This window comes from uncultured Pseudomonas sp. (genome assembly GCF_913774235.1).
Taxonomy (GTDB): Bacteria; Pseudomonadota; Gammaproteobacteria; order Pseudomonadales; family Pseudomonadaceae; genus Chryseomonas.
In genome coordinates this window covers 273,223-299,047 of sequence record NZ_CAJYDW010000017.1, presented here as the reverse complement: position 1 = coordinate 299,047, position 25,825 = coordinate 273,223, and the positions used below count along the sequence as shown (strand labels likewise).

Sequence of the window (25,825 nt, the reverse complement as noted above, 5' to 3'; positions counted from 1 at the left end):
GTAAACTCGTTCGCGAGTCCGATCCGCTTCCTCAATCTTTTTCGCCTCGCCTGACCTTCGCTCGGCGACTTTTCGTACAGAACCTGGACGGGTCCCGATGCAGCTCAAATACAAGATGGTCGCCCTCGGCATCCTCCCCTTGCTGCTGGCAGTGGCCGCGGTCTGCCTGGTGGTGCTGGAGCAGAGCCAGCGCCTCGGCGAGCAACAGGCACGCCTGCTGGAGCACAGTATCCTCAGCAGCAAGAAGGCTGAGCTGCGCAACTACGTGGAGATGGGCGTCAGCGCCATCCAGCCGCTGTACGGCAGCGGCCGCGACGACGAGGACACCAAGGCCAGGGTCCTGGCGCTACTGGCCAGCCTGAATTTCGGCAGCGACGGTTACTTCTTCGTCTATGACCAGCACGGCCGCAACCTCATGCATCCGCGCCAGCCGGAGCTGGTCGGCCAGGATCTCTGGCAGCTCACCGATGGTACCGGCCTGCTGGTGATCCAGGCGCTGCTCAGGAGCGCCCGCGAAGGCGACGGCTTCCAACGCTATGGCTGGCAGAAGCCCTCCAGCGGGCAGATGGCGGAAAAGCTGGCCTACGTCACCCAGCTACAGCGGTGGGGCTGGGTGCTCGGCACCGGGCTCTACCTCGATGACGTCGACGCCGCCCTGGCCCAGGTGCGCCACGACGTGGCCGCCGGCATCCGCACCACCCTGCTGGCCAGCGCCGGGGTGGCCCTGGTGGCGGTGCTGCTGGTGTTCGCCGGCGGCCTGACGCTCAACGTCAGCGAACACCGCCTGGCCGACCGCAAGCTCAAGCAGCTGACCCAGAGACTCATCACCTCCCAGGAAGAGGAGCGCTCGCGGCTGTCGCGGGAACTGCACGACGGCATCAGCCAGTTGCTGGTGTCCATCAAGTTCCAGTTCGAACTGGCCAGCCGCGAACTGGGCGCCGGCAAGGCCAGCGCCAGCGACTCGTTGCGCGAGGGCACCCAGCGCCTGGCCGCGGCCATCGGTGAGATCCGCCGCATCTCCCATGACCTGCACCCTTCCCTGCTGGATACCCTCGGCCTGCCCGCCGCCCTTGGCCAACTGGTGGAGGAATTTCGCCAGCGCAGCGGCCTGGCGGTGGACTATCGCCAGACCCTGGAGGGCACCCCGTCCGGCGGCGACCTGGACGTCGCTCTGTTCCGCATCGTCCAGGAGGCGCTGACCAACATCGAACGCCATGCCGACGCCAGTCACGTGGTCATCGACCTGCAACGCCGTGGCCGCTGGCTCTGCCTGACCGTGCACGACGATGGTCGTGGCTTCGACACCCAGCAGGTGGAACACCAGAGCGGCGGCATCGGCCTGCGCAACATTCGCGAGCGGGTAGAGCTGTTCGGCGGCCGCTGCGCCATCCAGTCCGGGCCCGGCGGCACGACCCTGGACGTGGTTCTGCTACGCTCCGACCTCCCCGCCGACGAAGAGAACCCGACATGACGCCGATCCGCATCGTCCTGGTCGACGACCACGCCCTGGTCCGTGCCGGGGTGCGGGCCTTGCTGGGCACCATCGAGCGCTTCGCCGTGGTCGGCGAGGCGAGCAGTGGCGAAGAGGCGCTCGAACTGCTGGAACAGCTCGATCCGGACATCCTGCTGGTGGATATCGGCCTCAAGGACATCAACGGCCTGGAGCTGACCGCCCTGATCACCGAGCGCGCACCGCGCGCCCGGGTACTGATCCTGAGCATGTACGACAATCGCGAGTACGTGAGCACCTCGCTGCGCGTCGGCGCAGCCGGCTACGTGCTCAAGGATGCCCCGTCCGAGGAGATCATCGCCGCGGTCGAGGCCCTGGCGGTGGGTGGACGCTTCTACAGCCGCGCCATCGCCGCGCGCCTGGGCGAAGGCGGCCCCAGCGAGGGGGAGCTCACCCCGCGCGAACGCCAGGTCCTGCTGCTGATGGCCCAGGGCCTCAACAACAAGGCCATGGCCCAGCGACTGCACCTCAGCGTGCGTACCGTGGAGACCCATCGCCTGAGCATCCGCCGCAAGCTCGACATCCAGAAGCCGGCCGACCTGGTCCGGCATGCGCGCGAGTACGGCTGGCGGCCCGAGGGCACGTCCAACGTCTGACGATAAGGCCGCTGCTCGCATCCAGGCGACCAATGAGCCCTCTCGTTCTGGCTCCGCCGGCCGCAGCCGGCTACCCTTCCAGGCGCAGTCGATACGGGACGACCGCGGTCGTCTACAGTGATCAGGAAACCTCAGGAAGCCTTTCCATGAACGACACCAACGAGCGTCGCCGCTTTACCCGCTTCACCTTCGATGCCCCCGCGCAGTTGCACCAGGGTGAGCGCCAGTGGGCAGCGCCCGTGGACGACATCTCGCTCAAGGGCGTGCTGCTGAGCCGCCCCACCGGCTGGGAAGCGCAGGCGAGCGCCGCCTATCAGCTAAGTATCGCGCTCAACGACGAGACCCAGGTGAGCATGGACGTGGAGCTGGTGCGGGAAACCGCAGGCCAACTGGCCTTCGCCTGCCGGCAGATCGACCTGGACTCCATCAGCCACCTGCGCCGCCTAGTGGAGCTGAACCTGGGCGACGAGACGCTGCTGGAGCGCGAACTGGCCGCGCTGGGCGCGCCCTAGGTCATTAGATACTGCCTTTTTATCGCGGCCATGCCGGTGCGCCGTAGCGACCGCTCCTACAGAGTCCGACCTATCCTGTAGGAGCGGCCCATGGCCGCGATAAGCTGTGATAAAGACAGTTGCTCCTACAGTGGTGTGATGCCCCTTAGGAGCGGTCGCTAGGGCACACGGCATGGCCGCGATGCGCCGGTAGCCGTAAAGGCCGCCCTGGACATGGCGAGCGCAAAGATTGGCGCATAGCTCCGGCTAACGGTGGGGCCTGGACAGTACGACGTAGCCTTGTCCACTAGGGCGCCAGGCCTCCGGCTGGGGCTATCGACGCTCTCGCCCCTCAAAACTCCAGATGCAGACCCACCACCAGCCGGGCGTGGTGGGTGTCTTCGCCCTCTTCGCGGGCCATGGCGGCGGTGTTGCCGTGGGTGGCGTTCCAGGAGACGCCGACATAGGGCGCGACTTCCGGCGTTACCTGGTATCTCAGCCGCAATCCCGCCTCGCTTTCAGCAAAGCCCGCGCCCTGCCCACGGGCTTCATCGTTGCGGCCGTAGAAGTTGAGCTCGGTATGCGGCTGCAGGATCAGGCGCTGGGTCAGGGACCAGTCGTATTCGGCTTCCAGGCGCAGCGCCGTCTGGTTGTTCTCGCCGAAGAAGGCGGTGATCTCGACGTCGAGATCCTCGGGGTCGTGCTCCTGGATACCCAGGGCGGCCCAGGTCTGCGGCGAGCCGGGTTTGAAATGCTGGCGGATGCCGGCCACGCTGCCCCAGCCCTTGGCCAGTTCATGCCCCCAGAGCGCCTGGACCTCGGCCTGCTCGGTGTGGCCGTTGCTACGCTCGCCCTGGCTGCGGAAATCCAGGCGATTGGCGCCGCCGCCGAAGGCCCAGCCTTCCAGGTCCCAATTGAAGATGCTGCCCTCGTCGGCTCGCTGCCATTCCAATTGATCCACTTCCAGACTGGCCGGCGCGCGGGCACTGGGATCGGCGGCCTGGACGAGGGTGCTGGCGGCAAGGCCGGCGAAGAGCAAGGACAGCGGGAACAGACGAGACATGGCAGTTATCCAGGATCATGGAAGCGCCTGATAGACCGCCCTGCCCCACCCATAGTTTTAAAAAATATTACGAATAGCCGCTTTGACTATTCGAACAGCGCATCCAGGGCCTGCTCCAGCCGGGTCACCGCGACCACCTGCAAACCGGGCGGCGGGTCCTTCGGCGCATTGCCCTTGGGTACGATGGCCCGTTTGAAGCCATGCTTGGCGGCTTCCTTCAGCCGCTCCTGACCACTGGGCACCGGGCGGATCTCGCCGGACAGGCCGATCTCGCCGAACACCAGCAGGTCGTGCGGCAGAGCACGGTCCCTAAGGCTGGAGATGACTGCGGACATCAGCGCCAGGTCGACCGCTGTTTCGAGCACCTTGACCCCGCCGACCACGTTGATGAAGACGTCCTGGTCGTAGGTGGGAATGCTGCCGTGACGGTGCAGCACCGCCAGCAGCATGGCCAGGCGATTTTGGTCCAGGCCCACGGTGACCCGGCGCGGATTGGCCAGGTGACTGGTGTCCACCAACGCCTGCACCTCCACCAGCATGGGCCGCGAGCCTTCCCAGGTGGCCATGACCACACTGCCGGCCACCGCTTCCTGGGCGCGGTTAAGAAAGATCGCCGAGGGATTGGAGACTTCCTTGAGGCCCTTGTCGGTCATGCCGAACACGCCCAGTTCGTTGACCGCGCCGAAGCGATTCTTCACCGCTCTCAGCATGCGCAGGCGGCCGTCGGATTCGCCCTCGAAATAGAGCACGGTGTCGACCATGTGCTCCAGCACCCGCGGGCCGGCCAGGGCACCTTCCTTGGTGACGTGGCCGACCAGGAAGATGGCGGTGCCGGTCTGCTTGGCGAAGCGCACCAGCAGCGCCGCGCTCTCGCGCACCTGGGCCACGCCGCCCGGAGCGGACTGCAGTTGCTCGGTGAAGATGGTCTGGATGGAGTCGATCACCATGACCCGCGGCTTTTCCTGGCGGGCAGTGGCGACGATGGACTCGATGCAGGTCTCGGTCATGACCTTGAGCTTGTCTTCCGGCAGGCCCAGGCGGCGGGCGCGCATGGCCACCTGCTGCTGGGATTCCTCGCCGGTGACATAGAGCGCCGGCATGCGCGCAGCCAGGTGACAGAGGGTCTGCAACAGGATGGTGGACTTGCCGATGCCGGGATCGCCGCCGATCAGCACCACGGAGCCATCCACCAGACCGCCACCCAGGACCCGGTCAAGTTCGGTGGAGTCGGTAGTGAAGCGCGGGGTTTCCTCGACGCTGACCTCGGCCAGGGTCTTGATGGTCGCCTGTTGACCCGCCCAGCCAGCGCGACCGGAGGGTACGGCGGAGGTTTCGACGACGGTTTCCACCAGGGTGTTCCAGGCACCGCACTCGCCGCACTGGCCTGCCCACTTGGGAAAGGTGGCGCCACACTCGGTGCAGCCGTAGAGACGCTTGGCCTTGGCCATGCCGGAAGCTCCTGTCGCGAAAGGAAGGCGACGAGCATAGCACGACTGGATGCATGGACAGTAAAAAGGCGCGATCCTCGCGGAGCGCGCCTTGGCGAGGCGGAAGCGACAGGCCTTATTGGCCGCCCTCTCCGCCCGGCTGACGCAGCATGGTCAGAGCCTGGTTGGCCTGGGCGATGCACTTCTTCTCATCACCGGCTTTCTGGGCTTCCATGGCGTTCTTACGGAAATTGGCGATCTGCTGAGCCTGGGAACTACCCGGGCCGATCATGTTGGTCTTCATCTTGCTGGCATCGTCCAGCTTCTGCAGCTGGACCGCGCACAGATCCTTGGCGAACACGGGAGCGGCGGCAAACATCATCAGGGCGATCAGGGCGGTACGCTTCATGGGACATCCTCGTCGGGAGGGCCAGTTCGGCCGGGCAATTCTCGCTGACCCCACGCAACTCGCCTGGGGTTAAGGCATTGACCGCAAGGCGCCGCTCGACGTTCATCGCCGATGACCAAAGCTCGCTTCGGGCGAGCTCTGGATTCAGTGTTTGAGGGTCGACGCCAAGGCTGCATTACCCCTTAGCCAACTGGGTAACGCCTCCTGCCACTGCGACTGCTCCAACTGATGGAGCTTGGCCAGAAGCCGACTGTATTCAGCGAACTCCTGCTGCACCCGTCGGCGTTGCGCCTCTACGGCCGCCTCGGTGATCCACAACTGCCACTGCCGGTACATCGCCGCTTCATCGATCATCTGCTGCTCTCCTCGAGAGCGGCCATGATGGCGATGCCCGCTGGCCTTGCCAATCGCGATAAGCGCGGCCAAAGGTGACAGCCGGGACCGGGCGTTCTAGGAAGGGTATTTCAGTTGCTGCGCGATCTTGTCCTTGAGCAGGACGCGCTCGCGGCGCAGACGACCCAGTTCCTCGTCACCACTGGATTCTTCCACTTCTTCCAGATCGAGGATCTGCTGGTCGAGTTTCGCGTAGTCGTCCAGCAGCTTGGCGAAGGCGGCATCGGTTTGCGGCCGGCTGTCCAGCTGTTCGGCGTATTCGGGAAAGTCTTTGTGCAGGTCGTGTTTGGCAACCATCTAGGGCTCCTGGGCTCGAAAGGTTGAGGTCGCAAGGGCCGTTGCCCTCGTCGTACAAGGGTGGACCCAAGCCCTTCGACAAAGTGCGACAGCCACGACCAGCTGCCGATTTGCCGGTGATTTGCCGTTGCCGGGGAACCTCAAGACCGTTAGCAAGGTTCCAAACTCGAGCGAAGCGAGCACAATCGTCTATCGTCTCTTCGAAACCATCCAAAGGAGTGCAGCATGAGCATCATCGCCGAGTTCAAGAAATTCGCCATGAGGGGCAACGTGGTCGACCTGGCGGTCGGCATCATCCTGGGCGCCGCCTTTGGCAAGATCGTGTCGTCCTTCGTCGCCGACATCATCACGCCGCCGCTGGGCCTGTTGCTGGGGGGCGTGGATTTCTCGCAGTTGGCGATCACCCTGAGGGCCGCCGTGGGCGACCAGCCGGCGGTGGTGATGTCCTACGGCAAGTTCCTGCAGACCATCTTCGACTTCGTGATCATCGCCTTCGCCATCTTCATGGCGATCAAGGTGCTCAACCGCCTGCGTCTGCACCAGGATGCCGCGCCGTCCGGTCCGACCAAGGATCAGGTGCTGCTGACCGAGATCCGCGACCTCCTCAAGGAGCAAAACAGCAAGGCGACCGAGGTTCCCGTGGTCAAACAGGAACCGCCGATCAACCCGCTGTAATTGCTTAGCTGAGCCCGCCTCACTCGGAGGCGGGTCGCTCCAGGCGGATCCAGCCGATCCGCCGATCCTTGACCGACTCGACCGTCAGTTGCCAGCCCTGGTACTCCAGGCGGTCACCCACCGTCGGCAGACGTCCCAAGAGGTCCACCACCAGCCCGCCCAGGGTCTGGTAATCCTCGTTTTCCGGGATCTGGAAGCCGGTGCGCTGGGCCAGGGGGTGCAGGTTCAGGCCACCACTGGCGCGATAGCCGTTCTCCACCTTTTCCAGCTCCGGCAGGCTTTCCTCACTGGCATCCGGCAATTCGCCGGCGATTGCCTCGAGGATGTCGGTCAGCGTCAGCAAACCTTCGAAGCCACCGAATTCGTTGACCACGAAGGCCACGTGGGTCGAGGCGGCGCGCAGCTGTTCCAGGGCGCCCAGCACCGTGGCCTGGGCCGGCAGGTGGATGGGGGTGCGCACCCGGGCACGCAGGTCGGGCGACTGGCCCTGGAGGATGTCGGCGAACAGCTCCTTCTTGTGCACGTAGCCCAGGGGTTCGTCGATGTTGCCGTTGACCACCAGCGGCAGGCGCGAGTGAGCCGAGGCCAGCAATTGCTCGCGCAGGCGCTCCGGCGGGGCGTCGGCATCGAGGATGTCGACGTCGGCACGGGCGGTCATCACTGCCCGTACCGGGCGCTCGCCCAGCTGTAGCACGCCACTGATCATCAGGCGCTCACGGCGATCGAACACCGGGCCTTCGCCCTTCTCGCCGTCCATTAGGTCGGCGATGTCCTCGTCCACTTCGTCTTCGCGCAGGCGACCGCCCAGCAGTCGCAGCACGGCCTGGGAGGTGCGCTCGCGCATGCCGAGGCGTTCGTGCATCTGCCGCTTGCGCTTCCAGCGCACCACCTGGTTGGCCAGCTCGATGAGGATCGAGAAGCCGATGGCGGCGTATAGGTAGCCCTTGGGAATGTGGAAACCCAGGCCTTCGGCGGTCAGGCTCAGGCCGATCATCATCAGGAAGCCCAGGCACAGCATGATCACCGTGGGGTGGGCGTTGACGAAGGCGGTCAGCGGCTTGCTCGCCACCAGCATCAGGCCGATGGAGATGATCACGGCGATCATCATCACGCTCAGGTGCTCGACCATGCCCACGGCGGTGATGACGGCGTCCAGCGAGAACACGGCGTCGAGCACCACGATCTGCGCCACCACCGGCCAGAAGGCGGCGTAGGTACGGCTGCCACCGGTCTTGTGGGTGTGGCCCTCGATGCGTTCGTGCAGCTCGGTGGTGGCCTTGAACAGCAGGAAGATACCGCCGAACAGCATGATGAGGTCACGGCCGGAGAAGGCCTTGCCGAACACCTCGAACAGCGGCTCGGTGAGGGTGACCATCCAGGAAATGCTGGCCAGCAGGCCCAGGCGCATGATCAGCGCCAGCGACAGGCCGATGACCCGCGCCTTGTCACGCTGCGCGGGCGGCAGCTTGTCGGCGAGGATGGCGATGAAGACCAGGTTGTCGATGCCCAGGACGATTTCCAGGACGATCAGGGTCAGCAGGCCCAACCAGGCGGTGGGATCGGCGATCCATTCCATTAGCGGTAGGCCTCCGCGCTAGAGGGCCGAACGGCCACGGAGGAAGAAAGACGGGAGGGGGTGTCAGCCGCACCTGGCCAGGAGGCCGGGGGCGGCTCGGATCTGTCACTGCTCATCGGGACTCGGAAAGTAACCTTGGAAATTCCGATCCTAGAGCAAGGCAGGGCCAAAGCTAAAGGCCCAACCTTTTCCAATTGTGAAGAAAACGTAAAGACGCCGGTGTCGACTCGCGTTACCAGTAATTTTCCACCGCCACCTGACCGGGCCGGCGACTCAGGGCCAGTTGCAAATCGCGGGTCTTGAGCAGTTGGCGGGTGTCGTCGACCATCTCGGGGTTGCCGCAGATGAGGATGCGCGAGTGCTCGGGCGCGAGTTCGACGCCGGCAGCACGTTCCAGCTCGCCGTTCTCGATCAGGCTGGTGATGCGGCCACGCAGGGCGCCGGGATGGTCTTCGCGAGTCACCACAGGGACATAGACCAGGCGGTCGGTGAGGCCTTCGAGGTGCTCCACCTGGCCGTAACCGCGGATGACCTCCTGGTAGGCCAGGTCGCGGGCTTCGCGCACGCTGTAGACCAGCACAATGCGCTCGAAGCGCTCCCAGGTATCGGGCTCCTGCAGCATCGACAGGAAGGGCGCGAGGCCGGTGCCGGTGGCCAGCAGCCAGAGGTCGCGACCGCCGCCGAAGCGCTCCAGGGTGAGATAGCCGTAGGGCTGCTTTTCCACCAACAGTTCGTCGCCCTCACGCAAGCGACTCAATTCGCTGGTGAAGGCGCCGCCGGGGACCACGATGGAGAAGAATTCGAGGAAGTCGTCATGGGGGGCCGAGACCATGGAGTAGGCACGCCAGACCACGTCGCCATCGGCCTTGCGCACGCCCAGGCGGGCGAACTGGCCGGCGCGGAAGCGAAAGCGCGGGTCACGGGTGGTCCTCAGGCTGAAGAGGTTGTCGCTCCAGGGCCAGACGGCGGTGATCGTCTCGCGGGTGAACTTGTCTTCGGTGGCGGTCATACTGGCCTCTTTTCCCGATTGCTTGGCGCCATTGTCCCGCACTGGGCCGCCGATAAACACCGACAGAAACCATGCCTTCTCTCGTCTCGCCCTTCGCCACCCTCGAACTCGACCGTCAGCCACCACGCCGCGACGATCCCCTGCAGGCCTTCGACGCCGCCGACGAATACCTGCTGCAGCAGGTCGCCGAGGACGGCCTGGACCCGGCCGCCCGGGTGCTGGTGCTCAACGACGGCTTCGGCGCCCTGGCCGCCAGTCTTGCCGCTCATGCGCGGGTGACCTCCAGCGGCGACTCGCACCTGGCGGCCCTGGCGCTGACGGCCAACCTGGTGCGCAACGGCCTCGCCGCCGATGCCGTGACCTTCGTGCCGGCCAGTGAAGCGATCAACGGTCCTTTCGACCTGGTGCTGGTGCGGGTGCCCAAGACCCTGGCATTGCTGGAAGAGCAGCTGATTCGCCTGCATGGCCAGCTGGCACCCGGCGCCCGGGTGATCGCCGCCGGCATGCTCAAGCACCTGCCCCGCGCTGCCGGCGATCTGCTGGAGCGCCATATCGGCCCGGTGCAGGCTTCGCTGGCGGTGAAGAAGGCGCGGCTGCTCTTCGCCACTCCCGAGGCGCGGCCCGCGGTGGCCTCGCCCTACCCCAGTCGCTATCGGCTGGACGCGCCGCCCTTGACGCTGGTCAACCACGCGAATGTCTTCTGCCGCGAGGGCCTGGACATCGGTACCCGTGCCTTCCTGCCACATCTGCCCCAAGGTCTGGGCACTGCCTGGGTGGCCGACCTGGGTTGCGGCAACGGGGTGCTGGCGCTGGCCTGTGCCCTGGCCAATCCGGAGGCCCGGTTCACCCTGGTGGACGAGTCCTACATGGCGGTGCAGTCGGCGCGGGAGAACTGGGCCACGGCCTGCGGCGAGCGCCCGGTGACGATCCAGGCCGCCGACGGCCTGGCCGACCAACCGCCGCGCTCGCTGGACCTGATCCTGTGCAATCCGCCCTTCCACCAGCAGCAGGTGGTGGGCGATTTCCTCGCCTGGCGCATGTTCCAGCAGGCCCGCGCGGCGCTGGATGCCCAAGGCGAACTCTGGCTGGTGGGCAATCGCCATCTGGGGTATCACGTCAAGCTCAAGCGGCTGTTCAAGCGCGTCGAACAGATCGCGGCCACGCCGAAATTCGTGATACTCAAGGCGGTCCAACCCCTCTGACATCACCCTGGAGAAGAGAGCCGCCCGCGTGCCATCCCTGCCCCTCGATCTCCACTACATCGCCCTGGTCCTCGAACTGATCGGCATCAGCGCGGCGGTACACGCCATCGTCACGGTGCGCACTGCCCAGGGCGCCATGGCCTGGGCCATGGCGCTGGTGTTCATGCCCTTCCTCAGCCTGATTCCCTACCTGGTGTTCGGTCGGCGCCGCTTCGACAGCTACGTGAAGGCGCGGCGCCAGGCGGACGAGGAGATGGCGCGCCAGGCCGCCGAGCTGGACTGGCGACCCTGGATCGCCGAGGCCATGGCCGCCCAGCAGTGCAGCGCGGCCAACCGCAAGCTCAAGGCCATGACCGCCCTCACCGGCACCCCCTGTGTGGCCAACAACCAGGTGCGGCTGCTGGTCAATGGCGAGGAGACCTTCGCCGCCATCCTCGGTGCCATTCGCGGTGCGCAGCAGGTGGTGCTGGTGCAGTTCTTCATCATCCACGACGACGCCCTGGGCCTGGCCCTGCAGAACACCCTGCTCGACCGCGCCCGCGCCGGGGTCAAGGTCTTTCTGCTGTACGACGCCATCGGCAGCCATGCCCTGCCGCGCGCCTATGTGGAGAAGTTGCGCGAGGCCGGTTGCGAGGTGAAGGGCTTCAGCAATCGACGCGGACTGATCAACAGGTTCCAGGTCAATTTCCGCAACCACCGCAAGATCGTGATCGTCGATGGCGAGGTGGGCTTCACCGGCGGGCTCAACGTCGGCGACGAATACATGGGCCTCAAACCGCCCCTGGCGCCCTGGCGCGACACCCATATCGAGTTGCGCGGGCCGGCGCTGGCCACCCTGCAGGAGACCTTTGCCCAAGACTGGTACTGGGTGACCAGAAAGCTGCCCACCCTGCTGCTGCCGGAGCGCTACGAGGACGGCGGGGTGCTCTGCCAGGTGGTGCCCAGCGGTCCGGCGGACGACCAGGAGACCTGCTCGCTGTTCTTCGTCGAGGCCATCCACTCGGCGCGCCATCGCATCTGGATCACCTCGCCCTACTTCATCCCCGATGAAGCGGTCTCGGCGGCCCTGCGCCTGGCTGCCCTGCGCGGGGTGGACGTGCGCATCCTCTTGCCCTCGCGACCGGACCACAAGGTGGTCTATGCCGCCTCCTACCTCTATGCCTTCGAGGCGGTGCACGCCGGCATCCGGGTATTCCGCTACGGCCCGGGCTTCCTGCACCAGAAGGTGGTGCTGATCGACGAGGACGTGGCCGCGGTGGGCAGTGCCAACCTGGACAACCGCTCCTTCCGCCTCAACTTCGAGGTGATGGTCATGGTCATGGACGTGCAGTTCGCCTGGGAGGTGCGCAAGATGCTGGAGCAGGATTTCAGCCGTTCCCGCGAACTCACTCCCGAGGACAACGCCGCCTTGCGCCGCTGGCGGCGGGTGGCCATGCGGGTCGCGCGGGTGTTCTCGCCAGTACTCTGAGCATCCGTTACAAGGCCACAAGCAGCGAAAGCTGCCGGGTTTCGAAACAAAGGCGACTCCTCGCCAGCGAAGGCCCCAATCGGCGGCTCCAGATTTTCGAAATAGGCGCGATTGCTGGTGGCGATTAATGCAATGGTCCTAGGTTCTGCTAGTACTGGCTGCGACTGTCTGCGGAATTTTCGGTAAATAGTTTAGAGATAGCCTTTAATGACGAGGGAAAGGCTCGAAGGGCTGTTATCGACCCATAGCGGCCGGTCAGCCATGGCAGAAACCGATCAGAGCCAGATGGCGCCACACAACGTCTTCTCGGATCAGAGCCTGATGCATAATATGTTCGTGAATAGGCTAAAAATTAGCAATCAAATGGAAATACCCACTTCATATGGACTGGTAGCAATTGTTAACGAGCCGACTTACTCTTTTAACTCTGCTGACAATGCTCGGCCCTATACTCTCGATATCATCCTTTCAAGTGAGCGGATCACGTCAATCCATGGTGTGAGATTAAACGGAGACGGCATTCTGGCAGTTGGTGCTGGTGGAGGATGCACTTCCGTCCATAAGAATTCGGCACTAGCGCTCGGCGATAAGCTTTACTTGGCCGTCGGCGACCATGTCGCCTGTTTTTCGCTGGAGCCTCCCTTTCGGAAGCTCTGGTCAATTCAGGCCGATAGCGCAACATGTTTTGGTATCCACCTGCAAAATGAGCGAGGTGCCCTGTATTCACACGGCGAGCTGGCGATTACTCGCCTATCCCCAGATGGCAGCATAATCTGGCAAGTCTATGGGGCAGACATATTTTCTGAGGAATTTCGTTTAATGCCAGGCTATATTGAGGCCATTGACTTCAACAAGTCTGTCTATAGGTTTGATTACATGACAGGTGAACTGCTTCACTGCTAGCTTTTTTCTACCTGTCCGGCTCTGGCCGAAAGCTGACAACTTTGCGTTCTATCGATTCTCCATACGCTGATTGCATCAACTGCATGCAGCCAAGATGAAATCCATAGAATCCCTCGCCCCGGAACGGGCTACCTCCCCCCCAGACCACTATCGGCAGGCGATCCTGTGCAGCGAGGCTTATCCCTGGGCGCGACGGTACTCTCTTCAGGCGGACGCTGTTCATGAAGTGCTGGCGGCGGTGCCACTTCACCTGCAGCCGTCCATCCAGCTCATAGCCGGAGCTGTACAGTATGGTTAGTTCGTGGTGCCCAACGGCAAGAACGGGATGTTCAGCGCTCGCCGATGGCCGCAGCGCTGCCATGGCTGCCGGACATCCTGCCTAAGCTAAGCCTGCGCATGGCCGAAAGACTGCGATGAATCACATTGCTATCCGGTAGAAGATCGCATCATGACGCCAAGCTGGCTATTTCGCTGTCTGTCCAGCGCCGGAGATTAGCCGCCCGCACACGAAAAGCTGCTACTGCTGGGCGTGCTGAAGCGCTTTTGTTATGCCTCTCTCTCTTTCATGAACGCCTCTAACTCCGCCCTTGCCGGGCAAGTCGCCGGCCCCCGCCGAGTGACGGCGATTGCCGCGGCCGCGTTCGCCAAGCGAGCGGCCTGCACCTTGCTCAAACCACGCGCCAAGCACGCCAGCAGCACACCAGCATGGGCATCACCCGCGCCGTTGCTGTCGATGGCCTTTACCGCGAAGCCCTCGACCCTCTGGCGCCAATCGCCTTGCGCCAGCCAGCAGCCTGCGGGACCGTCGCGGACAACCACCAAGGCATTGGCCGGTAACCGCTCAACCAGTCTTTGCAGGGCATCTTCCGTATTGTCTGCGCTGGTGAAGCGCAAGGCTTCATCGCGGTTACTGCTCCACAAGCTTACCCACGGTAATAGGCGCGCCATCGACGGCGCGTCCGGTTCAGTCACCAAGGGCCCAGGATCGAACATCAGCGAGCAACTGCTAGCATGCTGCGCCAACCAGTCCAGCAGACCCTCGGCCTTGCCTGGGTGCAACAGGCTGTAGCCGCTGACCATGATCCAGTCTTCAGCCGTGAGTACCACCTCCGAGAGGTCGGCGGCGGCTAACCCGCCCTCAGCGCCAACATGGGAGATGAAAGAGCGCTCTGCGCTGGCATCCGTCAGCGCAACCGACAGGCCCGTGTCCGCGCCCGTGGTGATCGGCAGGAGGACCGTGATCCCTTCCTCGACCATGGCCTGGCGAGCCAGCTCGCCAAAGCGGCCACTGCCGTGGCGCCCCAGGTACCAAGTCGCCAGCCCATTGCGCGCGGCGGCAGCCATCACATTGAAACCGCCGCCGGTTTCAAAGCGCGCGCAGCTGGCGAGCACGTCCTGGCCGGCGGTGGGCAAGGCGTCCACCGCCATCACCAAGTCGATGACCACCTGGCCGGTATAGAGCAATCTAGCGGGCATGGAGGTTCTCTTGCATCAGGGTAGCAGGCTGGCGGTCACGGCAGCCGCCCAGCAGGGCATAGAGGCCCCCGGCGATCACGAAGGTGACAATCCAGCCCAGGCCGTTTTGGCCGAACCAGGAGTCCGCCAACCAGCCGTGAAACAGCACGTTGGTGGCGGTGGTCTTGACCGTGGTGAAGCTGAAGCCGAGCAAGATGGCCGCTGCCCAGGCACCCAGCGCGCGCCATTCCACGCCGCCTTGGTACCAGTAGGCACTGGTGGGGCCGACATTCATCAGATCTGCCGGCACGTAACGATGGCGATGCAGCAGGTCGACCAGGAAGATGCCCACCCAGGCGGTGATCGGCACTGCCAGCAGGGAGATGAAGGTGATGAAGGGGCCGTAGAAGCTGTCGGCAAAAAGCATGAAATAGATTGAGCCAGCAAAGATGACGACCACGTCGACCACGACAGCGTGCACGCGCTTCACTCGTAGGCCAAGGGTCAAAGTAGTGAGGCCCGCCGAATACACCGACAGGTTGTTGGACAGCAGCAAGCCACCAAAGGCGGTGATCAGGTACGGCACCGCCATCCAGGCCGGCAGCAGTTCGCGGATTGCTACGATCGGATCGGCAGCTGAGGCCAAGTGGTTGTCACCTACCGAAATCAGGCCGCCGAGGGTGATCAGCAGCACCAACGGAATGCCCGCGCCAAAGGCCGCGGAAGCTACCAGGGCACCGGCCTTTACGCTTTTATGCTGATAGCGCGACATGTCAGCGCCGGCGTTGGCCCAGCCGATACCGGTGCCCGCAGCCATGGTCCCGACACCAATCAGCACGGCCGACAGCGGCGCAGGGGTTGCGGCCCATACGGCAGTCCAATCGATATGCAGCGCCAGGAAACCGCCCACGATCAGGTTCAGAGCTCCAAACACCCAGGTCGCCCACTTCTGGATTACCAGCAAGGTGGCGTGACCCAAGCCCGAGACGCACAGGGTCAACAGTACGAACACGGCGATGAACAGCAGGGTCAGCATCGGCGCCGACTTAGCCTCCACCGGCGTGCCTTGTATGATCGAGACCAATGACAGCAGCACGAAGGCCGCAGTGGTGGTGTTGACCGTTTCCCAGCCCAGTCGCGAGCCTAGCGACACCAGGGTAGGGCCGATATTGCCACGCACCCCGAAGATCGCCCGCGACAACGTCAGGCTCGGCGCGCGGCCCCGACGACCAGCGATGGACAGCAGACCCACCACCGCGAATGAACCGCCGGCACCCAATACCGCGACGATGAATGCCTGACCGATCGACAAGCCCTGAAAGGCAACCAGCGTCGCCCCCAGCGGTAAACCTAGGATACTGATGTTTGCGGCGAACCACACCCAAAACAGCTGGAGGGGATGGCCGCCGCACTCCTGCTCCGGCACCGGTTCTATGCCGCGTGTTTCCAGTTGTCCCGCGTTGTTAGAGGTACTCATGGATGACTCCTGCGATTACTTGTTGTGGTTGGGGCAGGTATAAACAGCGATTGGGTAGCGAATACCTATCAGGGTCGTGCGGCGGCACCTGAGCTGCGTAGGGTCAGCAGTTGTTCGGTTAGGGGTTCGAGATCAAGCCCGTTGACGGCCTTGATCTGGGCGATGGCCTCCAGCGGCCACACTTCCAGCCCATGGGTGGCGCCGAGCATCGCGCCGAGCATTGCGGCGATGGTGTCGGTGTCGCCGCCTAGGCTGGCGGCCACGCCTAGCGCCGGACAGGCCTCGAGCTGGCCCTCGGCCACTGCCTGGGCCAAGGCGAAGGCGGCAACCACGGATTCCTGGGAGGCTACCGAGGTACCGATGACGTCGTAGATCACGTCCGGCAGGCTGTCGGCGTTGCAACTGGCGCACACCGCCCGCGACCAAAGAATGCGGGCCGCGATGTTACCGCCCGCCACCCAGTGACCGCGGCTGTGGCCCCAGCGGGCGGCTTTGATGCCCAGTTCTAGGGCGGCCTGCAAATCAGCGCCCCGTACACCGGCCGAGACTACGGCGGCTACGGCGGCGGCGCTGGCTATGCCCAGGCCGGTGTTGTGCGTTACCTGGCAGGCTTGCACCACCTGGCCCATGAAGTACTCGGGATCGTCTATAGCGGTGGCGATGCCAATCGGCGCGATGCGCATGGCCGCGCCGTTGGTGGTGCCAAATCGCCCGGCTTGCTCGGGGCTGGCGCCATTCAGGATCATTTCTATGGCGCGCTTCGTCGAAGGCCCTAGCAGGTCCTGGGAGCCTTTGGCGCGCATCTCCGCTTCCCAGTCGATTAGGTCCTGGGCCAAGGCCGCGGGCTCGATGTGGCCATGGCCGGCGATCAGGCGTCGGGCGACGAGAATGGCTTGCTCGGTGTCATCGGTAATGGCCCCGGCCGGCATGTTAGGCGCAATCGGCTGGTCGCCGTCGGCCGCCTGCAGGTCGGTGATGCGGCCGTAACGGTCGCGAATCTGCTCGCGGGACAGGGACTGGGTCGGCATGCCCAGCGCGTCACCCAAGGCCAGGCCGTAGAAAGCGCCGAGGGCACGAGCTCGTGTCTGTTCGAGACTAATCATTATGGGCTTCCGAAATTCAAATGCATTTGAAAGTGTGCGGGGTCCAGCAGGCTTTCCACCTGTTCCATAAAGCGGCCCCGGGTGTCGAAGGTTTCACGCACTACCTTGAGAAACATCGTGGCCAGTGGGCGCTGCAGGCGTTCGGCGGCACCGGAGCCGAGAGGCTCGGCGCCTATCCATTGCTTGCCGTACCGGCCCTCATAGCCGTGGGCGGCCAAAGAGGCGGTTAGCGAGCCGTCTTTCAGACCGCTCAACGGCAACTGCTCAAGACCGTCCACGGCTGGAATCAGCGAGCGTTCCAGCGACACCACACTGCCATCGGCGGCACGGCGACGGCGCTCCACCAGCACGAACTGATCGGTACCGGCTATCAGCGCAAGCTCCTTTCGTTGCACGCGGCTGATGTCTAGCAATTCGGTGCTCATCTGCACGGCCCCGGCAGCCAGCGCGCGGGCCCAGCCGCCTTTTTGGTCGAGGGGCACACCATCGTAGGTGACGATGGAGCCAACCCCGGTCTGGGTCGCGATGTAATTGCGCCGCTTAAGCTCCGACAGGGCTTCGCGCAGAGTGCCGCGGCTAACGTCGAATTCGGCGGCCAACTCATGCTCGCCAGGCAGCCGCTCGCCAGAGCCCAGCTCACCGCGCTGGATACGTTCTGCGAGGGCCTGGACCACACGGAATTTCTTGTCAAATCGAACCTGTTCAGACATGTACAATTTACTACCGTATCAAGAAAGCTTTGGCAAAAGAAAATTGATTTTTCTTGGAAAAGCGATCGCTAAGTCAATGGAAGGAGATGTGCATCACTAGCGTAATTGAGGCCCGCAAGGCGAAGGGGGCCAAGAAAGACCTCCTTTGAGGGGGGGTTAGTTTCGTATCGACCCATAGCAGTCCTTGGCGCAGGCCGGTTAACGATCCATGGCTGACTTGTAAAGGTGCAGCAAACGGCGAGTAGACTGCCAGCAGCCAATCGATCTGCACGTTACTCTCCAATCAGGCCTAGTCACTGAACTCCCACTCAAGTATTGGTAGATGCCGGGGCTCGCCACATACTGGACGCGGTACGTCGCGCACATGTTGTGCACCGAGCAGCTCGTAGAAGCTCCGTGCCGATGGGTCCGATTCCACCGCTAGCGTATTCACGCCCAGTCCACGCTCCAAAGCCAGAGCATGCCCCACCAGGCGCCGTCCGTAACTGCTTCCCGTCGACTGTGGGTCGACCCAGCAATGCTCCAACCGCCAGCCATCCTCGCCGCTCTCAAGCCCATAAAAGCCCAGTAGTTGGCCATCCGCTGCGACCAGCACTGCGTAGTGGAAGGTCATTTGCTCAGGGCGGAAAGTCAGCGCTGCCTGCCATGCCTTCATCCAAATCTCAGGGTATCCCCAATGGGCCATGCTGCGCTGAGCCAAAGCACCGAGTGCCTGCGCATCAGACCCGGGGTGGGCGGAGGATCGGTGTGTCGTCCTCCAGCAGAGCTCGCCCCGCCGGGTCAGAGGCCAGCAGGCTGTACTGGTGCAGGCTGAGGAAGCGCCCGTTCTTGTATTCCACATCCCGCAGGGTTCCCTCAAACACGAAGCCGACCCGCTCCAGCAAACGAATGCTGGCGGGGTTCTCCGGCTCAACATCTGCGTGAATGCGATGTACGCCGAGGGTACCCAGGGCGAAGCGGAGGATGGTGCGCAGGCAGTCTTGCATCAGCCCTCGGCCCCAGTGTTCCGGCATCAGCCAATAGCCGATATCCAGGCTAAGATCGGAGTGTGACCAATCGTTAAAACCACAAGCGCCTATCAGTTCGTCCCGGCCCGGGAGGGTAATGCCCCACCAAATGCCCCGGTGCTCTTCCAACAGAGCGTCATACCAGCGCATCTGCTCGTCCGTCGCTTCGAGGCTGTCGTAAGACACGCCGTAGTGGGTAACAACCTGCGGGTTAGAAAGCCCGGCAAAAATCGCCTCGGCGTCATTGCGATTAATCCGTCGCAGCGTGCAACTGGGCAGGAAGAACTCGGGAAACTCGATAGCAAGGTCCATCATAAAAAAATCCGCAGGGCTGGGTCAGTGCAAAAATGGTCGCAGCAAAGGGCGCGGGAGTAAAAGGACAGTCAGGAAGCTATTAGGCGGAACCGTCCAATAAAGAGTAATTGATTGATTACTGGCAAGGGAGGGGTATCCAATTAGTGCTATTGATAACCGGCAGCTATGGGTCGATTGCTGTCATTGGCTTACTCCGGTTCTAGTATTTTCAGAATTTCGCAACAATTTCAGAAACCGACAAAAGGCCTTGCGACGGCGCCACCTACTTATGCTCCGTACAACCACCCCTGAATAGACCCAGTCGCTCAGCGCTTACCTTCGAGAAAGGGTCGTAGAGCGGCCAGTACTTCCTGTGGTGACTCCTCCGGTTGCAGATGCCCACCGGGCACAGCGCACCCACGCACGTCGAGCGCCCACCGACGCCAGATGGCCAAGGGCGATTCATCCCCTTGCTGCTCCGGCCAGAGCACCAGCAACGGACACTGCACAAGATGCCCCCGGGCCTGGTCGGCGAGATCGTCCGCCAGGTCCTCTTCGGCACCAGCGCGATAGTCCTCGCAGATGGCCCGGCGCACGGCCGGATCGCGAAAGGCCTGGCGATAGGCGGCCAGGGCCAGGGGTTCGACCCGTTCCAGACCGCCGGCCATGCGCGCCAGGGCCTGGTCGAGAAAGGCATCGGGATCGACTGCCAGCAGCCGTTCAGGCAGATCAGCCGGCTGGGCGAGAAAGGTCCAGTGGAAGTTCGCCAGCCCCCGCCTGAAGTCGAAGGCCTGCCAGACCTCCGGTGTGGGCACCACGGTGAGCGAGGCGTAGCGCTCGATCCGCGCGGGATGATCCAGCGCCAGGCGGTAGCCAACGCGGGCGCCGCGATCATGGCCGACCACGGCGAAGCGTGGCAGGCCGAGCGCGTCCATCAACTCGATCAAGGCGGCCGCCACGCGCCGCTTGGTCCAGCGCGAGCGGTCGTCATGCTGGCGGCTGGCGCCGTAGCCCGGCAGATCGGGCACCACGACGCGATGGTCCCGGGCCAGTACCGGGGCGATGTGGCGCCAGGCCAGATGGGTCTGGGGATAGCCGTGCAGCAGCAGGACCGCCGGGCCCTGGCCGCCGATCATGCCCTGGAAGCAGGCTGACGCCGTGTCCAGGTGCAGCCGAGTGAAGCCGGGAAAAAGACAGGGATCGGTCATGGCTGGGAGCGCTCCAGGCGGTCGACGAAGGCGGCGAGGTCACGATTGAAACGGGGCGCCTCTTCCAGGAAGGGTGCATGCCCGGACGAGGCATAGCGGGTCGCTTCGATGCGCGGATTGAGCGCCCGGGCCCGGGCGATGGATGCCTCGGGATGGACCAGCGCGTCCTTTTCACCATAGAGCAACCAGAGCGGCACGCGCACCCGGCCCAACCCCTGGACGGCCGCGCCGTCCTGATCCTGGACGGCGCTCTGCATGTCCCAGGAGGCCATGGCGGCATTCGCGTAGAGTCGTTGGAACAAGGCCGGCGCTGGCGGTGTGGCGAAACACAGGGCGAGAAAGGTACGGATCGCGTCCAGGTGGGTGCGCAGATCGGGCGAGACCAGGTCCCGATAGACCTCGGGGTGCGGCACGATCTGCGCGGAGGACAACTCGATGACCCCGTCCACATAGACCACACCGGCCAAGTCGGCATCACCGTAGGCAGCCAGGTAGTTGGTGATCACCGTGGCACCCAATGACCAGCCGACCAGCACCGGCCGCCGGGCCCCGGTGGCGGCGATGACCGTGGCCAGGTCGTCGGCCCAGCGGCGCCCCTCGCGGTACGGCGCGGCACCGGCCGGCTTACCCGACAGGCCATGGCCGCGGAGGTCGTAGGTGATCAGGCGGAAGCGACTCAGTAGGGGGCTGGCGAGCTGGGCTTCCCAATTCAGCCGGCTGCCTAGCAGGCCATGGATGAAGATGATGGGTACGCCCTGGGGATCGCCCTGTTCCTGGACGGCCAGAGACACACCGTCGGGGGCGGTGATTTGCCACTCTCGGGCTTGGGCCGCAAGACTGACAAGACTCAACAACAGGATCGACGACAGCAGGCGCAGGGTACTCATGGCAGGTCTCCAGGAAAGGGGGACCGCCAGTCTCGAGGCTGACACCAATGTAAGGGTCAAGCCCCTGCCGGCCATGCGATAGTGGTGGTCTTCCGCTTTCCCGCTTCGGACCCTTGTCATGACTGCATCCCCGCCTTCGCTGAGCATCGGTCAGCTCGCTACCGCCACCGGGGTCAGCGTGCGTTCGCTACGTCACTACGAGGCCCAGGGCCTGCTGGTGGCGAGTCGCGGCGCCAATGGCTATCGCCACTTCCCCGCCAGCGCCGTGACCCAGGTCCGGCAGTTGCAAAGGCTGCTCGGCGCCGGCTTCAGCCTGGCGGAGATCCGCGGCTTTCCCGACTGCATGCGTCTGATCGAGGGCGCCCAGGCCTGCCCGGAAACCTCGGCGGCCCAGCGCGAGCGATTGCAGACGCTGGAGCGGCAGATCGACGAATTGGAAAGCCGGCGCGCCCGCCTGCTAGCGATGTTGCGCGATAGCGAAGCGTCTCAGGCCTGAGCGAGCCTGGCAGGAACCCCGCGTTAGCCCACCTGGTCCGAACCTTGGGTCGGCCAGGCCAGTACGGTGCGGGCACCCTGCCGAGGAAGACCTCATGCGCTCCCCCCTAATCACCGCGCTAGTCGCCGGCGGGCTGCTGTCCACTGGCGACGCCAGCGCCGCACCGCGCAGCGTGCCGTCCATCGAGAGCGAAGACGCCGCCCTGGGCAGCGTGGAGGTCAGCGAGAGCTCCGGGCGCTTCCATCCGCAACTGGGCATGGACGTGCGCAACGGCGACTTTTCCCGCGGCAACTACGATGACGACGCGGCCAGCCTCGACCGCATCCCGCTGCACGTCCAGGCGGGTTTCGCCCTGGATCTGCACCAGGGGAAAGACAGCATGGCCGATGCCTGGCTGGTGTTCAGCAGCAGCAACGGCTTCCACAGCCCCTCCAGCGAGGAGCGGGTCAGCCCGCGGCGCTGGTACGAGAGCAACAATCTGCTGGGCCTGGTGGTGTCACCGGTCGGGGGCCTGAGGGTCGGCCTCGTCTACACGGTCAAGAGCAGCCCCAACGATGTCGCCACCACCACTCAGGAGGCCAGCCTGACCCTGGCCTACCAGGCCGATACGGGCCTGGGTGCCTGGCGCCCGGGGCTGGCGGTGACCACCCGCACCCAGGGCGACAGTGGACTCTATACCCAGGGCAGCCTGGAACCCGGACTGGATCTTTCGGCCAGCGGCCTGCGCCTCAGCTTCCCCAGTGCCCTGGGGGTGGGCTGGAACGGCTTCTATGGACCGGACTCCGGTGACCGTCTCTATGCCCGCACCGGGCTGGCGCTGGAGCAGCCCTTTCGCTGGGGCGAGACGCGCTGGAGCGCTCGCGCCGAAGCCCTGGCGCTCTATCGCGACGGCGCCCTGCGCGAGTTGAGCGGTCCGGAGGGCGAGACCGACGGCGTGGTGCCCCAGGTGACCCTCAGCCTGTCCATGGCGTACTAGCCGAGTAGCCCTGCGCTCAGGGTCAGACGCGGAAGTGCTGCACCTGCGTCTGCAGACTCTGGCCGAGTCGGGCGAGATCGGCAGATGCCTGATTGGTCTGGGCGCTAGCCGTCGCGGCCTGATCGGCGATCTCGCGCACGTTCAACACGCTGCGATTGACCTCTTCGGCGACCGAACTCTGCTCCTCGGCGGCCGTGGCGATCTGTTGCGTCATGGCCTGGACGCCGGAGATGCCCGCGCAGATATGGTCGAGGGCCGTCCCGGTATCGCGTACCAGGGTGACGCTGTTGGAGGTCAGGTTGCGACTGGCCGTCATGCGCTCGACCACGGTCAGGGTCCCGCTCTGCAAGGTCTCGACCAGTTGCTGGATCTCCTGGGTGGACTGCTGGGTCCGCTGGGCCAGGGCGCGGACCTCGTCGGCGACGACCGCGAAGCCGCGCCCGGCCTCGCCGGCCCGGGCCGCCTCAATGGCGGCGTTGAGGGCCAGCAGGTTGGTCTGCTCGGCCACGGACTTGATGACGTCCAGGACGTTGACGATCTTGCCGCTGTCCGCCTCCAGCTGGTTCATCGCCAGCGCGGCCTGTTCCACTTCGGTGGACAGCTGATCGATCTGCCGGACCGTCTGCCGCAGTACCTGGGTACCCTCGTTGGCGTGCTGCACCGCGGTATCCGCCGCTTCCGCGGTCTGCACCGCATTGCGCGCCACGTCCTGCACCGAGGTGGCCATCTGGTGCATGGCGGTGGCGACCCGCTCGATTTCCTGTTTCTGCTCCTGGGTGCCACGCAGGCTGGTATCGGTGATGGCCGACAATTCTTCGCTGGCACTGGCGACCTGGGTGGCGCCATCGCCGATGTGCCCGATCAGGTCGCGGAGACTGGCGGTGGTCTGGTTCAGGCTGTGTTGCAGTTGGCCGATCTCGTCGCGCCGCGGCTCGTAGTGACGTTCGGCGAGATCGCCGCGCCCCAACTGGGCGACGTCCTGCACCACGCGACGCAGGGCGGGGACGATCTGGCGATTGATCGTCCAGGCCGCGGCGATCCCGATGACCAGGGCGGCAAGCAGGCAACTGAGCAGCCAGCCATAGGCTTGTTGAATGTCCTGGGCGCGCAGCGCCATCTGCGCGTCGTAGAGCTGGTTGCTCAGCTTGAGCAGGCCCTGGTCACTGCGGGTCAGGGCCTCGGTGGCCTGGGCGATCTTGAGCAAGGCCGCCTGGTTGACGTCCAGGGCCGCCCGGTAGCCCTTCAGATAGGTCTCCAGCTGGCTGATGGCGGTAGGGTCCAGGGTACCGAACGCCGCGCTCAGACTGCCGAGCCCGCCGATGGCCAGGTCGACCTGCTCGACGGCCTTGTGGAAGAATTTGGGCTCGGCGCTGTAGGTGTAGCCACGGGTTTCGAAGCGCGCCTTTTGGAACTGCTCCTTGACCTGGGCCAGGATCTGGCTGCGGCGGAAGCGGGTCTCGAGGTCGGCCGAGTTATCCGCCTGGAGCTCCTTCTGCAGGCCTTCCAGCACCAGCGTCGCGGCATCGGCATTCTTGCCCAGCAGGGCGCGGGCGCCATCGCCGCTCTGGCGGCTGCCACTGGCGCGATAGCTGTCTTCGGTGAGCTTGAAGATGTCCTTGTATTCCGCCAGCGCCTTGGCGAAGCGCTCGAGAATCTCGCGATTCACCGGCTTGGTCATCATGGCATCCAACCCGGCGTAGCCGGCGTCGATCCGCTTGAGCGTGTCCCGCACCGCCTGGGCCTTGTCCGGTTCGCCGACGCTGCGCAGATACTCGACGTGATCCAGACCTAGCGCCGACACCTCCTGCAGCACGACATTGACCTTGCCCATGACCTCCATGCGCCAGGACAGCTTGCCGATGGTGTTCCCGCCGACCAGACCCAAGGCCAGGCAAAGCAACAGGACCGCGCTGAAACCTAGCGCCAGCTTCTTGCCGACGGAAATGTTGCTAAACCAACTACTCATTGGGCGTCCTCTGCTTAGAGCGCTCGGGGATTCAGGAAGGTGTGCAGGCTCCCGAGCGATATCGGCGGAGGTCAGACAATCTTGAGGTCACCACCCCAGGACCGACCAACCCAAATCCCCCCGCTAAAAGGCTTCGTTGTGCCCAGGCCGGATAGCGCGACGGCTGACGGCGGGTGCTTGGACAGGACGTGACCACGCCGCCCGGCGCCAGGGTCGAAACGACACTACTCAGCCCGGATCACCAAAGCCGGGCACGCACTAACCCAGCGGCGCCACGCCCAAGCCTTCCACCAGGCTTTCGAGGGCCCGCAGGCCGGCCACCGAGTTGCCGTAGCTGTCCAGCCGCGGCGACCAGACGCAGATGCTCATCTGCCCCGGGACGATGGCGACGATGCCGCCCCCTACCCCGCTCTTGCCCGGCAGGCCGACACGCCAGGCGAAGTCACCCGCCGCATCGTAGAGCCCACAGGTCAGCAGCAGGGCGTTGAGCTGGCGGGTCTGCTGAGGCGTGACCACGACCTGGCCATCCTGGGGATTGATGCCGCCGTTGGCCAGGAAGGCGAAGGCACGGGCGACGTCGACGCAATTCATGGCCAGGGCGCAGCCGTGGAAATAGACGTCGAGGACGTCGTCCACCTCGCTGTGCAGGTTGCCGTAGGCCTTCATCAGATAGGCCAGGGCCGCGTTGCGCGCCTTGTGCTCCATCTCCGAGCGGGCCACTCGGTCGTCGAAGTTGAGCGCCGGATTGCCGGCCAGCCGCCGCGCCTGTTCGCGCATCATCCAGTGGATGGACATGATGCGTGACACCAGCAGCTCGCAGACCAGCACGGCACCCGCATTGATGAAGGGATTACGCGGGATGCCCTGCTCGCCTTCCAGCTGCACCATGGAGTTGAACGCCTGGCCGGAGGGCTCGCGGCCGACGCGGGTCCAGATGTCCGCCTCGTCCAGCCGCTGCATGGCGATCACCAGGTTGAGCACCTTGGAAATCGACTGGATGGAGAACGGGGTCTCGGCCGCCCCGGCCTGCCAGACCTGGCCGTGGACGTCGCACACGGCGATGCCGAATTGGTCCGGCGTCACCTCGGCCAGGGCCGGGATGTAGTCGGCCACCTTGCCTTCGCCGAAGTGGCGCGGCGCCGCGGCGGCGATACGGTCGAGCAGGGGTTGCAGCTGGTGGCGGTCGAAGGGCTCTGCCATGACGATTCCGAAACGGGCGGGGGCGCC

General features: G+C 64.6%; 26 protein-coding genes. 9 read left to right on the top strand and 17 right to left on the bottom strand.

The window, feature by feature from the left end; genetic code table 11:
• Nucleotides 1–97 precede the first annotated feature (97 nt).
• From QZ471_RS18390 to QZ471_RS18380, 3 genes are all read left to right on the top strand, one after another.
• Nucleotides 98–1,471: a cache domain-containing protein gene (locus QZ471_RS18390; protein ID WP_295466453.1), complete on the top strand. Its 1,374-nt coding sequence runs from the start codon at nt 98–100 to the stop codon at nt 1,469–1,471.
• A complete protein-coding gene (locus tag QZ471_RS18385) occupies nt 1,468–2,106 on the top strand; it encodes a response regulator transcription factor (RefSeq protein ID WP_295466451.1) in 639 nt (212 codons plus the stop codon). Before QZ471_RS18390 ends, QZ471_RS18385 begins: the two co-directional genes overlap by 4 nt.
• Before the next feature lie 146 nt (nt 2,107–2,252).
• Nucleotides 2,253–2,618 carry a PilZ domain-containing protein gene (locus tag QZ471_RS18380; protein WP_295466449.1) on the top strand — a complete coding sequence of 122 codons (366 nt, stop codon included), beginning with the start codon at nt 2,253–2,255 and terminating at the stop codon, nt 2,616–2,618.
• Nucleotides 2,619–2,949: 331 nt separating this feature from the next.
• Here the strand turns inward: QZ471_RS18380 and QZ471_RS18375 are convergent, their stop codons facing one another.
• The 5 genes from QZ471_RS18375 to QZ471_RS18355 all read right to left on the bottom strand — a co-directional run bounded on the left by QZ471_RS18375 (nt 2,950) and on the right by QZ471_RS18355 (nt 6,186).
• Complete coding sequence (locus QZ471_RS18375) at nt 2,950–3,660, bottom strand: copper resistance protein B (protein WP_295466447.1); 711 nt, start codon at nt 3,658–3,660, stop codon at nt 2,950–2,952.
• A gap of 86 nt (nt 3,661–3,746) precedes the next feature.
• A complete protein-coding gene (gene radA / locus QZ471_RS18370) occupies nt 3,747–5,108 on the bottom strand; it encodes a DNA repair protein RadA (protein ID WP_286736979.1) in 1,362 nt (453 codons plus the stop codon).
• 115 nt (nt 5,109–5,223) lie between these two features.
• Nucleotides 5,224–5,496 (bottom strand): hypothetical protein, encoded by a 273-nt coding sequence (locus QZ471_RS18365; RefSeq protein WP_295466444.1) that lies wholly within the window; start codon nt 5,494–5,496, stop codon nt 5,224–5,226.
• 144 nt (nt 5,497–5,640) lie between these two features.
• Complete coding sequence (locus tag QZ471_RS18360) at nt 5,641–5,850, bottom strand: hypothetical protein (protein ID WP_295466442.1); 210 nt, start codon at nt 5,848–5,850, stop codon at nt 5,641–5,643.
• A 96-nt stretch (nt 5,851–5,946) separates the two neighbouring features.
• Nucleotides 5,947–6,186: a DUF465 domain-containing protein gene (locus QZ471_RS18355; protein ID WP_059230250.1), complete on the bottom strand. Its 240-nt coding sequence runs from the start codon at nt 6,184–6,186 to the stop codon at nt 5,947–5,949.
• 225 nt (nt 6,187–6,411) lie between these two features.
• Here QZ471_RS18355 and mscL point away from each other — a divergent pair, with 225 nt between their 5' ends.
• Nucleotides 6,412–6,861 carry a large-conductance mechanosensitive channel protein MscL gene (gene mscL, locus QZ471_RS18350; protein WP_007162692.1) on the top strand — a complete coding sequence of 150 codons (450 nt, stop codon included), beginning with the start codon at nt 6,412–6,414 and terminating at the stop codon, nt 6,859–6,861.
• 19 nt (nt 6,862–6,880) lie between these two features.
• Here the strand turns inward: mscL and QZ471_RS18345 are convergent, their stop codons facing one another.
• Nucleotides 6,881–8,437, bottom strand: a complete 1,557-nt coding sequence (locus QZ471_RS18345) for a TerC family protein (protein ID WP_295466438.1) — start codon at nt 8,435–8,437, stop codon at nt 6,881–6,883.
• Between the two features lie 232 nt (nt 8,438–8,669).
• Complete coding sequence (locus QZ471_RS18340; protein ID WP_295466436.1) at nt 8,670–9,446, bottom strand: ferredoxin--NADP reductase; 777 nt, start codon at nt 9,444–9,446, stop codon at nt 8,670–8,672.
• Nucleotides 9,447–9,517: 71 nt separating this feature from the next.
• On the opposite strand from QZ471_RS18340, the gene QZ471_RS18335 reads away from it, so the two are divergent.
• The 3 genes from QZ471_RS18335 to QZ471_RS18325 all read left to right on the top strand — a co-directional run bounded on the left by QZ471_RS18335 (nt 9,518) and on the right by QZ471_RS18325 (nt 13,019).
• A complete protein-coding gene (locus QZ471_RS18335; protein ID WP_295466434.1) occupies nt 9,518–10,648 on the top strand; it encodes a class I SAM-dependent methyltransferase in 1,131 nt (376 codons plus the stop codon).
• Between the two features lie 28 nt (nt 10,649–10,676).
• A complete protein-coding gene (gene cls, locus QZ471_RS18330; protein WP_059230255.1) occupies nt 10,677–12,116 on the top strand; it encodes a cardiolipin synthase in 1,440 nt (479 codons plus the stop codon).
• Nucleotides 12,117–12,377: 261 nt separating this feature from the next.
• Nucleotides 12,378–13,019 (top strand): hypothetical protein, encoded by a 642-nt coding sequence (locus QZ471_RS18325; RefSeq protein WP_295466432.1) that lies wholly within the window; start codon nt 12,378–12,380, stop codon nt 13,017–13,019.
• A gap of 546 nt (nt 13,020–13,565) precedes the next feature.
• Here QZ471_RS18325 and QZ471_RS18320 read toward each other — a convergent pair.
• The 8 genes from QZ471_RS18320 to QZ471_RS18290 form a co-directional block, all read right to left on the bottom strand.
• Nucleotides 13,566–14,495 carry a PfkB family carbohydrate kinase gene (locus QZ471_RS18320; protein WP_295466430.1) on the bottom strand — a complete coding sequence of 310 codons (930 nt, stop codon included), beginning with the start codon at nt 14,493–14,495 and terminating at the stop codon, nt 13,566–13,568.
• Entirely contained in the window at nt 14,485–15,951 is a 1,467-nt protein-coding gene (locus tag QZ471_RS18315) for a cytosine permease (RefSeq protein ID WP_295466428.1), read from the bottom strand. The genes QZ471_RS18320 and QZ471_RS18315 overlap by 11 nt, the downstream gene beginning before the upstream one ends.
• A gap of 68 nt (nt 15,952–16,019) precedes the next feature.
• The gene (locus QZ471_RS18310) at nt 16,020–17,054 is read right to left on the bottom strand and encodes an ADP-ribosylglycohydrolase family protein (RefSeq protein WP_295466426.1); all 1,035 of its coding nucleotides are present in this window, start codon (nt 17,052–17,054) and stop codon (nt 16,020–16,022) included.
• Nucleotides 17,054–17,764 (bottom strand): GntR family transcriptional regulator, encoded by a 711-nt coding sequence (locus tag QZ471_RS18305; protein ID WP_295466424.1) that lies wholly within the window; start codon nt 17,762–17,764, stop codon nt 17,054–17,056. Before QZ471_RS18305 ends, QZ471_RS18310 begins: the two co-directional genes overlap by 1 nt.
• A 289-nt stretch (nt 17,765–18,053) precedes the next feature.
• A complete protein-coding gene (locus QZ471_RS23850) occupies nt 18,054–18,449 on the bottom strand; it encodes a GNAT family N-acetyltransferase (protein WP_363287482.1) in 396 nt (131 codons plus the stop codon).
• A gap of 34 nt (nt 18,450–18,483) precedes the next feature.
• A complete protein-coding gene (locus tag QZ471_RS18300) occupies nt 18,484–19,086 on the bottom strand; it encodes a GNAT family protein (RefSeq protein ID WP_295466422.1) in 603 nt (200 codons plus the stop codon).
• Nucleotides 19,087–19,391: 305 nt separating this feature from the next.
• Nucleotides 19,392–20,273: an alpha/beta hydrolase gene (locus QZ471_RS18295; RefSeq protein ID WP_295466420.1), complete on the bottom strand. Its 882-nt coding sequence runs from the start codon at nt 20,271–20,273 to the stop codon at nt 19,392–19,394.
• Entirely contained in the window at nt 20,270–21,160 is an 891-nt protein-coding gene (locus QZ471_RS18290; protein ID WP_295466418.1) for an alpha/beta hydrolase, read from the bottom strand. Before QZ471_RS18290 ends, QZ471_RS18295 begins: the two co-directional genes overlap by 4 nt.
• Before the next feature lie 118 nt (nt 21,161–21,278).
• Here QZ471_RS18290 and QZ471_RS18285 point away from each other — a divergent pair, with 118 nt between their 5' ends.
• Nucleotides 21,279–21,656, top strand: coding sequence for a MerR family transcriptional regulator (locus tag QZ471_RS18285; protein ID WP_295466416.1), 378 nt, complete (start codon nt 21,279–21,281; stop codon nt 21,654–21,656).
• 94 nt (nt 21,657–21,750) lie between these two features.
• Complete coding sequence (locus tag QZ471_RS18280; protein ID WP_295466414.1) at nt 21,751–22,632, top strand: hypothetical protein; 882 nt, start codon at nt 21,751–21,753, stop codon at nt 22,630–22,632.
• Nucleotides 22,633–22,654: 22 nt separating this feature from the next.
• On the opposite strand, the gene QZ471_RS18275 is transcribed toward QZ471_RS18280, so the two are convergent.
• Nucleotides 22,655–24,598 (bottom strand): methyl-accepting chemotaxis protein, encoded by a 1,944-nt coding sequence (locus QZ471_RS18275; protein ID WP_295466412.1) that lies wholly within the window; start codon nt 24,596–24,598, stop codon nt 22,655–22,657.
• Nucleotides 24,599–24,856: 258 nt separating this feature from the next.
• Complete coding sequence (glsB, locus tag QZ471_RS18270) at nt 24,857–25,798, bottom strand: glutaminase B (RefSeq protein WP_295466410.1); 942 nt, start codon at nt 25,796–25,798, stop codon at nt 24,857–24,859.
• Nucleotides 25,799–25,825 lie beyond the last annotated feature (27 nt).

Bases quoted from the DNA above. Each gene is read 5' to 3' on its own strand.
- QZ471_RS18390 (WP_295466453.1), top strand. From the start codon at position 98: ATGCAGCTCAAATACAAGATGGTCGCCCTCGGCATCCTCCCCTTGCTG.
- QZ471_RS18385 (WP_295466451.1), top strand. From the start codon at position 1,468: ATGACGCCGATCCGCATCGTCCTGGTCGACGACCACGCCCTGGTCCGT.
- QZ471_RS18380 (WP_295466449.1), top strand. From the start codon at position 2,253: ATGAACGACACCAACGAGCGTCGCCGCTTTACCCGCTTCACCTTCGAT.
- QZ471_RS18375 (WP_295466447.1), bottom strand. From the start codon at position 3,660: ATGTCTCGTCTGTTCCCGCTGTCCTTGCTCTTCGCCGGCCTTGCCGCC.
- radA (WP_286736979.1), bottom strand. From the start codon at position 5,108: ATGGCCAAGGCCAAGCGTCTCTACGGCTGCACCGAGTGTGGCGCCACC.
- QZ471_RS18365 (WP_295466444.1), bottom strand. From the start codon at position 5,496: ATGAAGCGTACCGCCCTGATCGCCCTGATGATGTTTGCCGCCGCTCCC.
- QZ471_RS18360 (WP_295466442.1), bottom strand. From the start codon at position 5,850: ATGATCGATGAAGCGGCGATGTACCGGCAGTGGCAGTTGTGGATCACC.
- QZ471_RS18355 (WP_059230250.1), bottom strand. From the start codon at position 6,186: ATGGTTGCCAAACACGACCTGCACAAAGACTTTCCCGAATACGCCGAA.
- mscL (WP_007162692.1), top strand. From the start codon at position 6,412: ATGAGCATCATCGCCGAGTTCAAGAAATTCGCCATGAGGGGCAACGTG.
- QZ471_RS18345 (WP_295466438.1), bottom strand. From the start codon at position 8,437: ATGGAATGGATCGCCGATCCCACCGCCTGGTTGGGCCTGCTGACCCTG.
- QZ471_RS18340 (WP_295466436.1), bottom strand. From the start codon at position 9,446: ATGACCGCCACCGAAGACAAGTTCACCCGCGAGACGATCACCGCCGTC.
- QZ471_RS18335 (WP_295466434.1), top strand. From the start codon at position 9,518: ATGCCTTCTCTCGTCTCGCCCTTCGCCACCCTCGAACTCGACCGTCAG.
- QZ471_RS18325 (WP_295466432.1), top strand. From the start codon at position 12,378: ATGGCAGAAACCGATCAGAGCCAGATGGCGCCACACAACGTCTTCTCG.
- QZ471_RS18320 (WP_295466430.1), bottom strand. From the start codon at position 14,495: ATGCCCGCTAGATTGCTCTATACCGGCCAGGTGGTCATCGACTTGGTG.
- QZ471_RS18315 (WP_295466428.1), bottom strand. From the start codon at position 15,951: ATGAGTACCTCTAACAACGCGGGACAACTGGAAACACGCGGCATAGAA.
- QZ471_RS18310 (WP_295466426.1), bottom strand. From the start codon at position 17,054: ATGATTAGTCTCGAACAGACACGAGCTCGTGCCCTCGGCGCTTTCTAC.
- QZ471_RS18305 (WP_295466424.1), bottom strand. From the start codon at position 17,764: ATGTCTGAACAGGTTCGATTTGACAAGAAATTCCGTGTGGTCCAGGCC.
- QZ471_RS23850 (WP_363287482.1), bottom strand. From the start codon at position 18,449: ATGGCCCATTGGGGATACCCTGAGATTTGGATGAAGGCATGGCAGGCA.
- QZ471_RS18300 (WP_295466422.1), bottom strand. From the start codon at position 19,086: ATGATGGACCTTGCTATCGAGTTTCCCGAGTTCTTCCTGCCCAGTTGC.
- QZ471_RS18295 (WP_295466420.1), bottom strand. From the start codon at position 20,273: ATGACCGATCCCTGTCTTTTTCCCGGCTTCACTCGGCTGCACCTGGAC.
- QZ471_RS18290 (WP_295466418.1), bottom strand. From the start codon at position 21,160: ATGAGTACCCTGCGCCTGCTGTCGTCGATCCTGTTGTTGAGTCTTGTC.
- QZ471_RS18285 (WP_295466416.1), top strand. From the start codon at position 21,279: ATGACTGCATCCCCGCCTTCGCTGAGCATCGGTCAGCTCGCTACCGCC.
- QZ471_RS18280 (WP_295466414.1), top strand. From the start codon at position 21,751: ATGCGCTCCCCCCTAATCACCGCGCTAGTCGCCGGCGGGCTGCTGTCC.
- QZ471_RS18275 (WP_295466412.1), bottom strand. From the start codon at position 24,598: ATGAGTAGTTGGTTTAGCAACATTTCCGTCGGCAAGAAGCTGGCGCTA.
- glsB (WP_295466410.1), bottom strand. From the start codon at position 25,798: ATGGCAGAGCCCTTCGACCGCCACCAGCTGCAACCCCTGCTCGACCGT.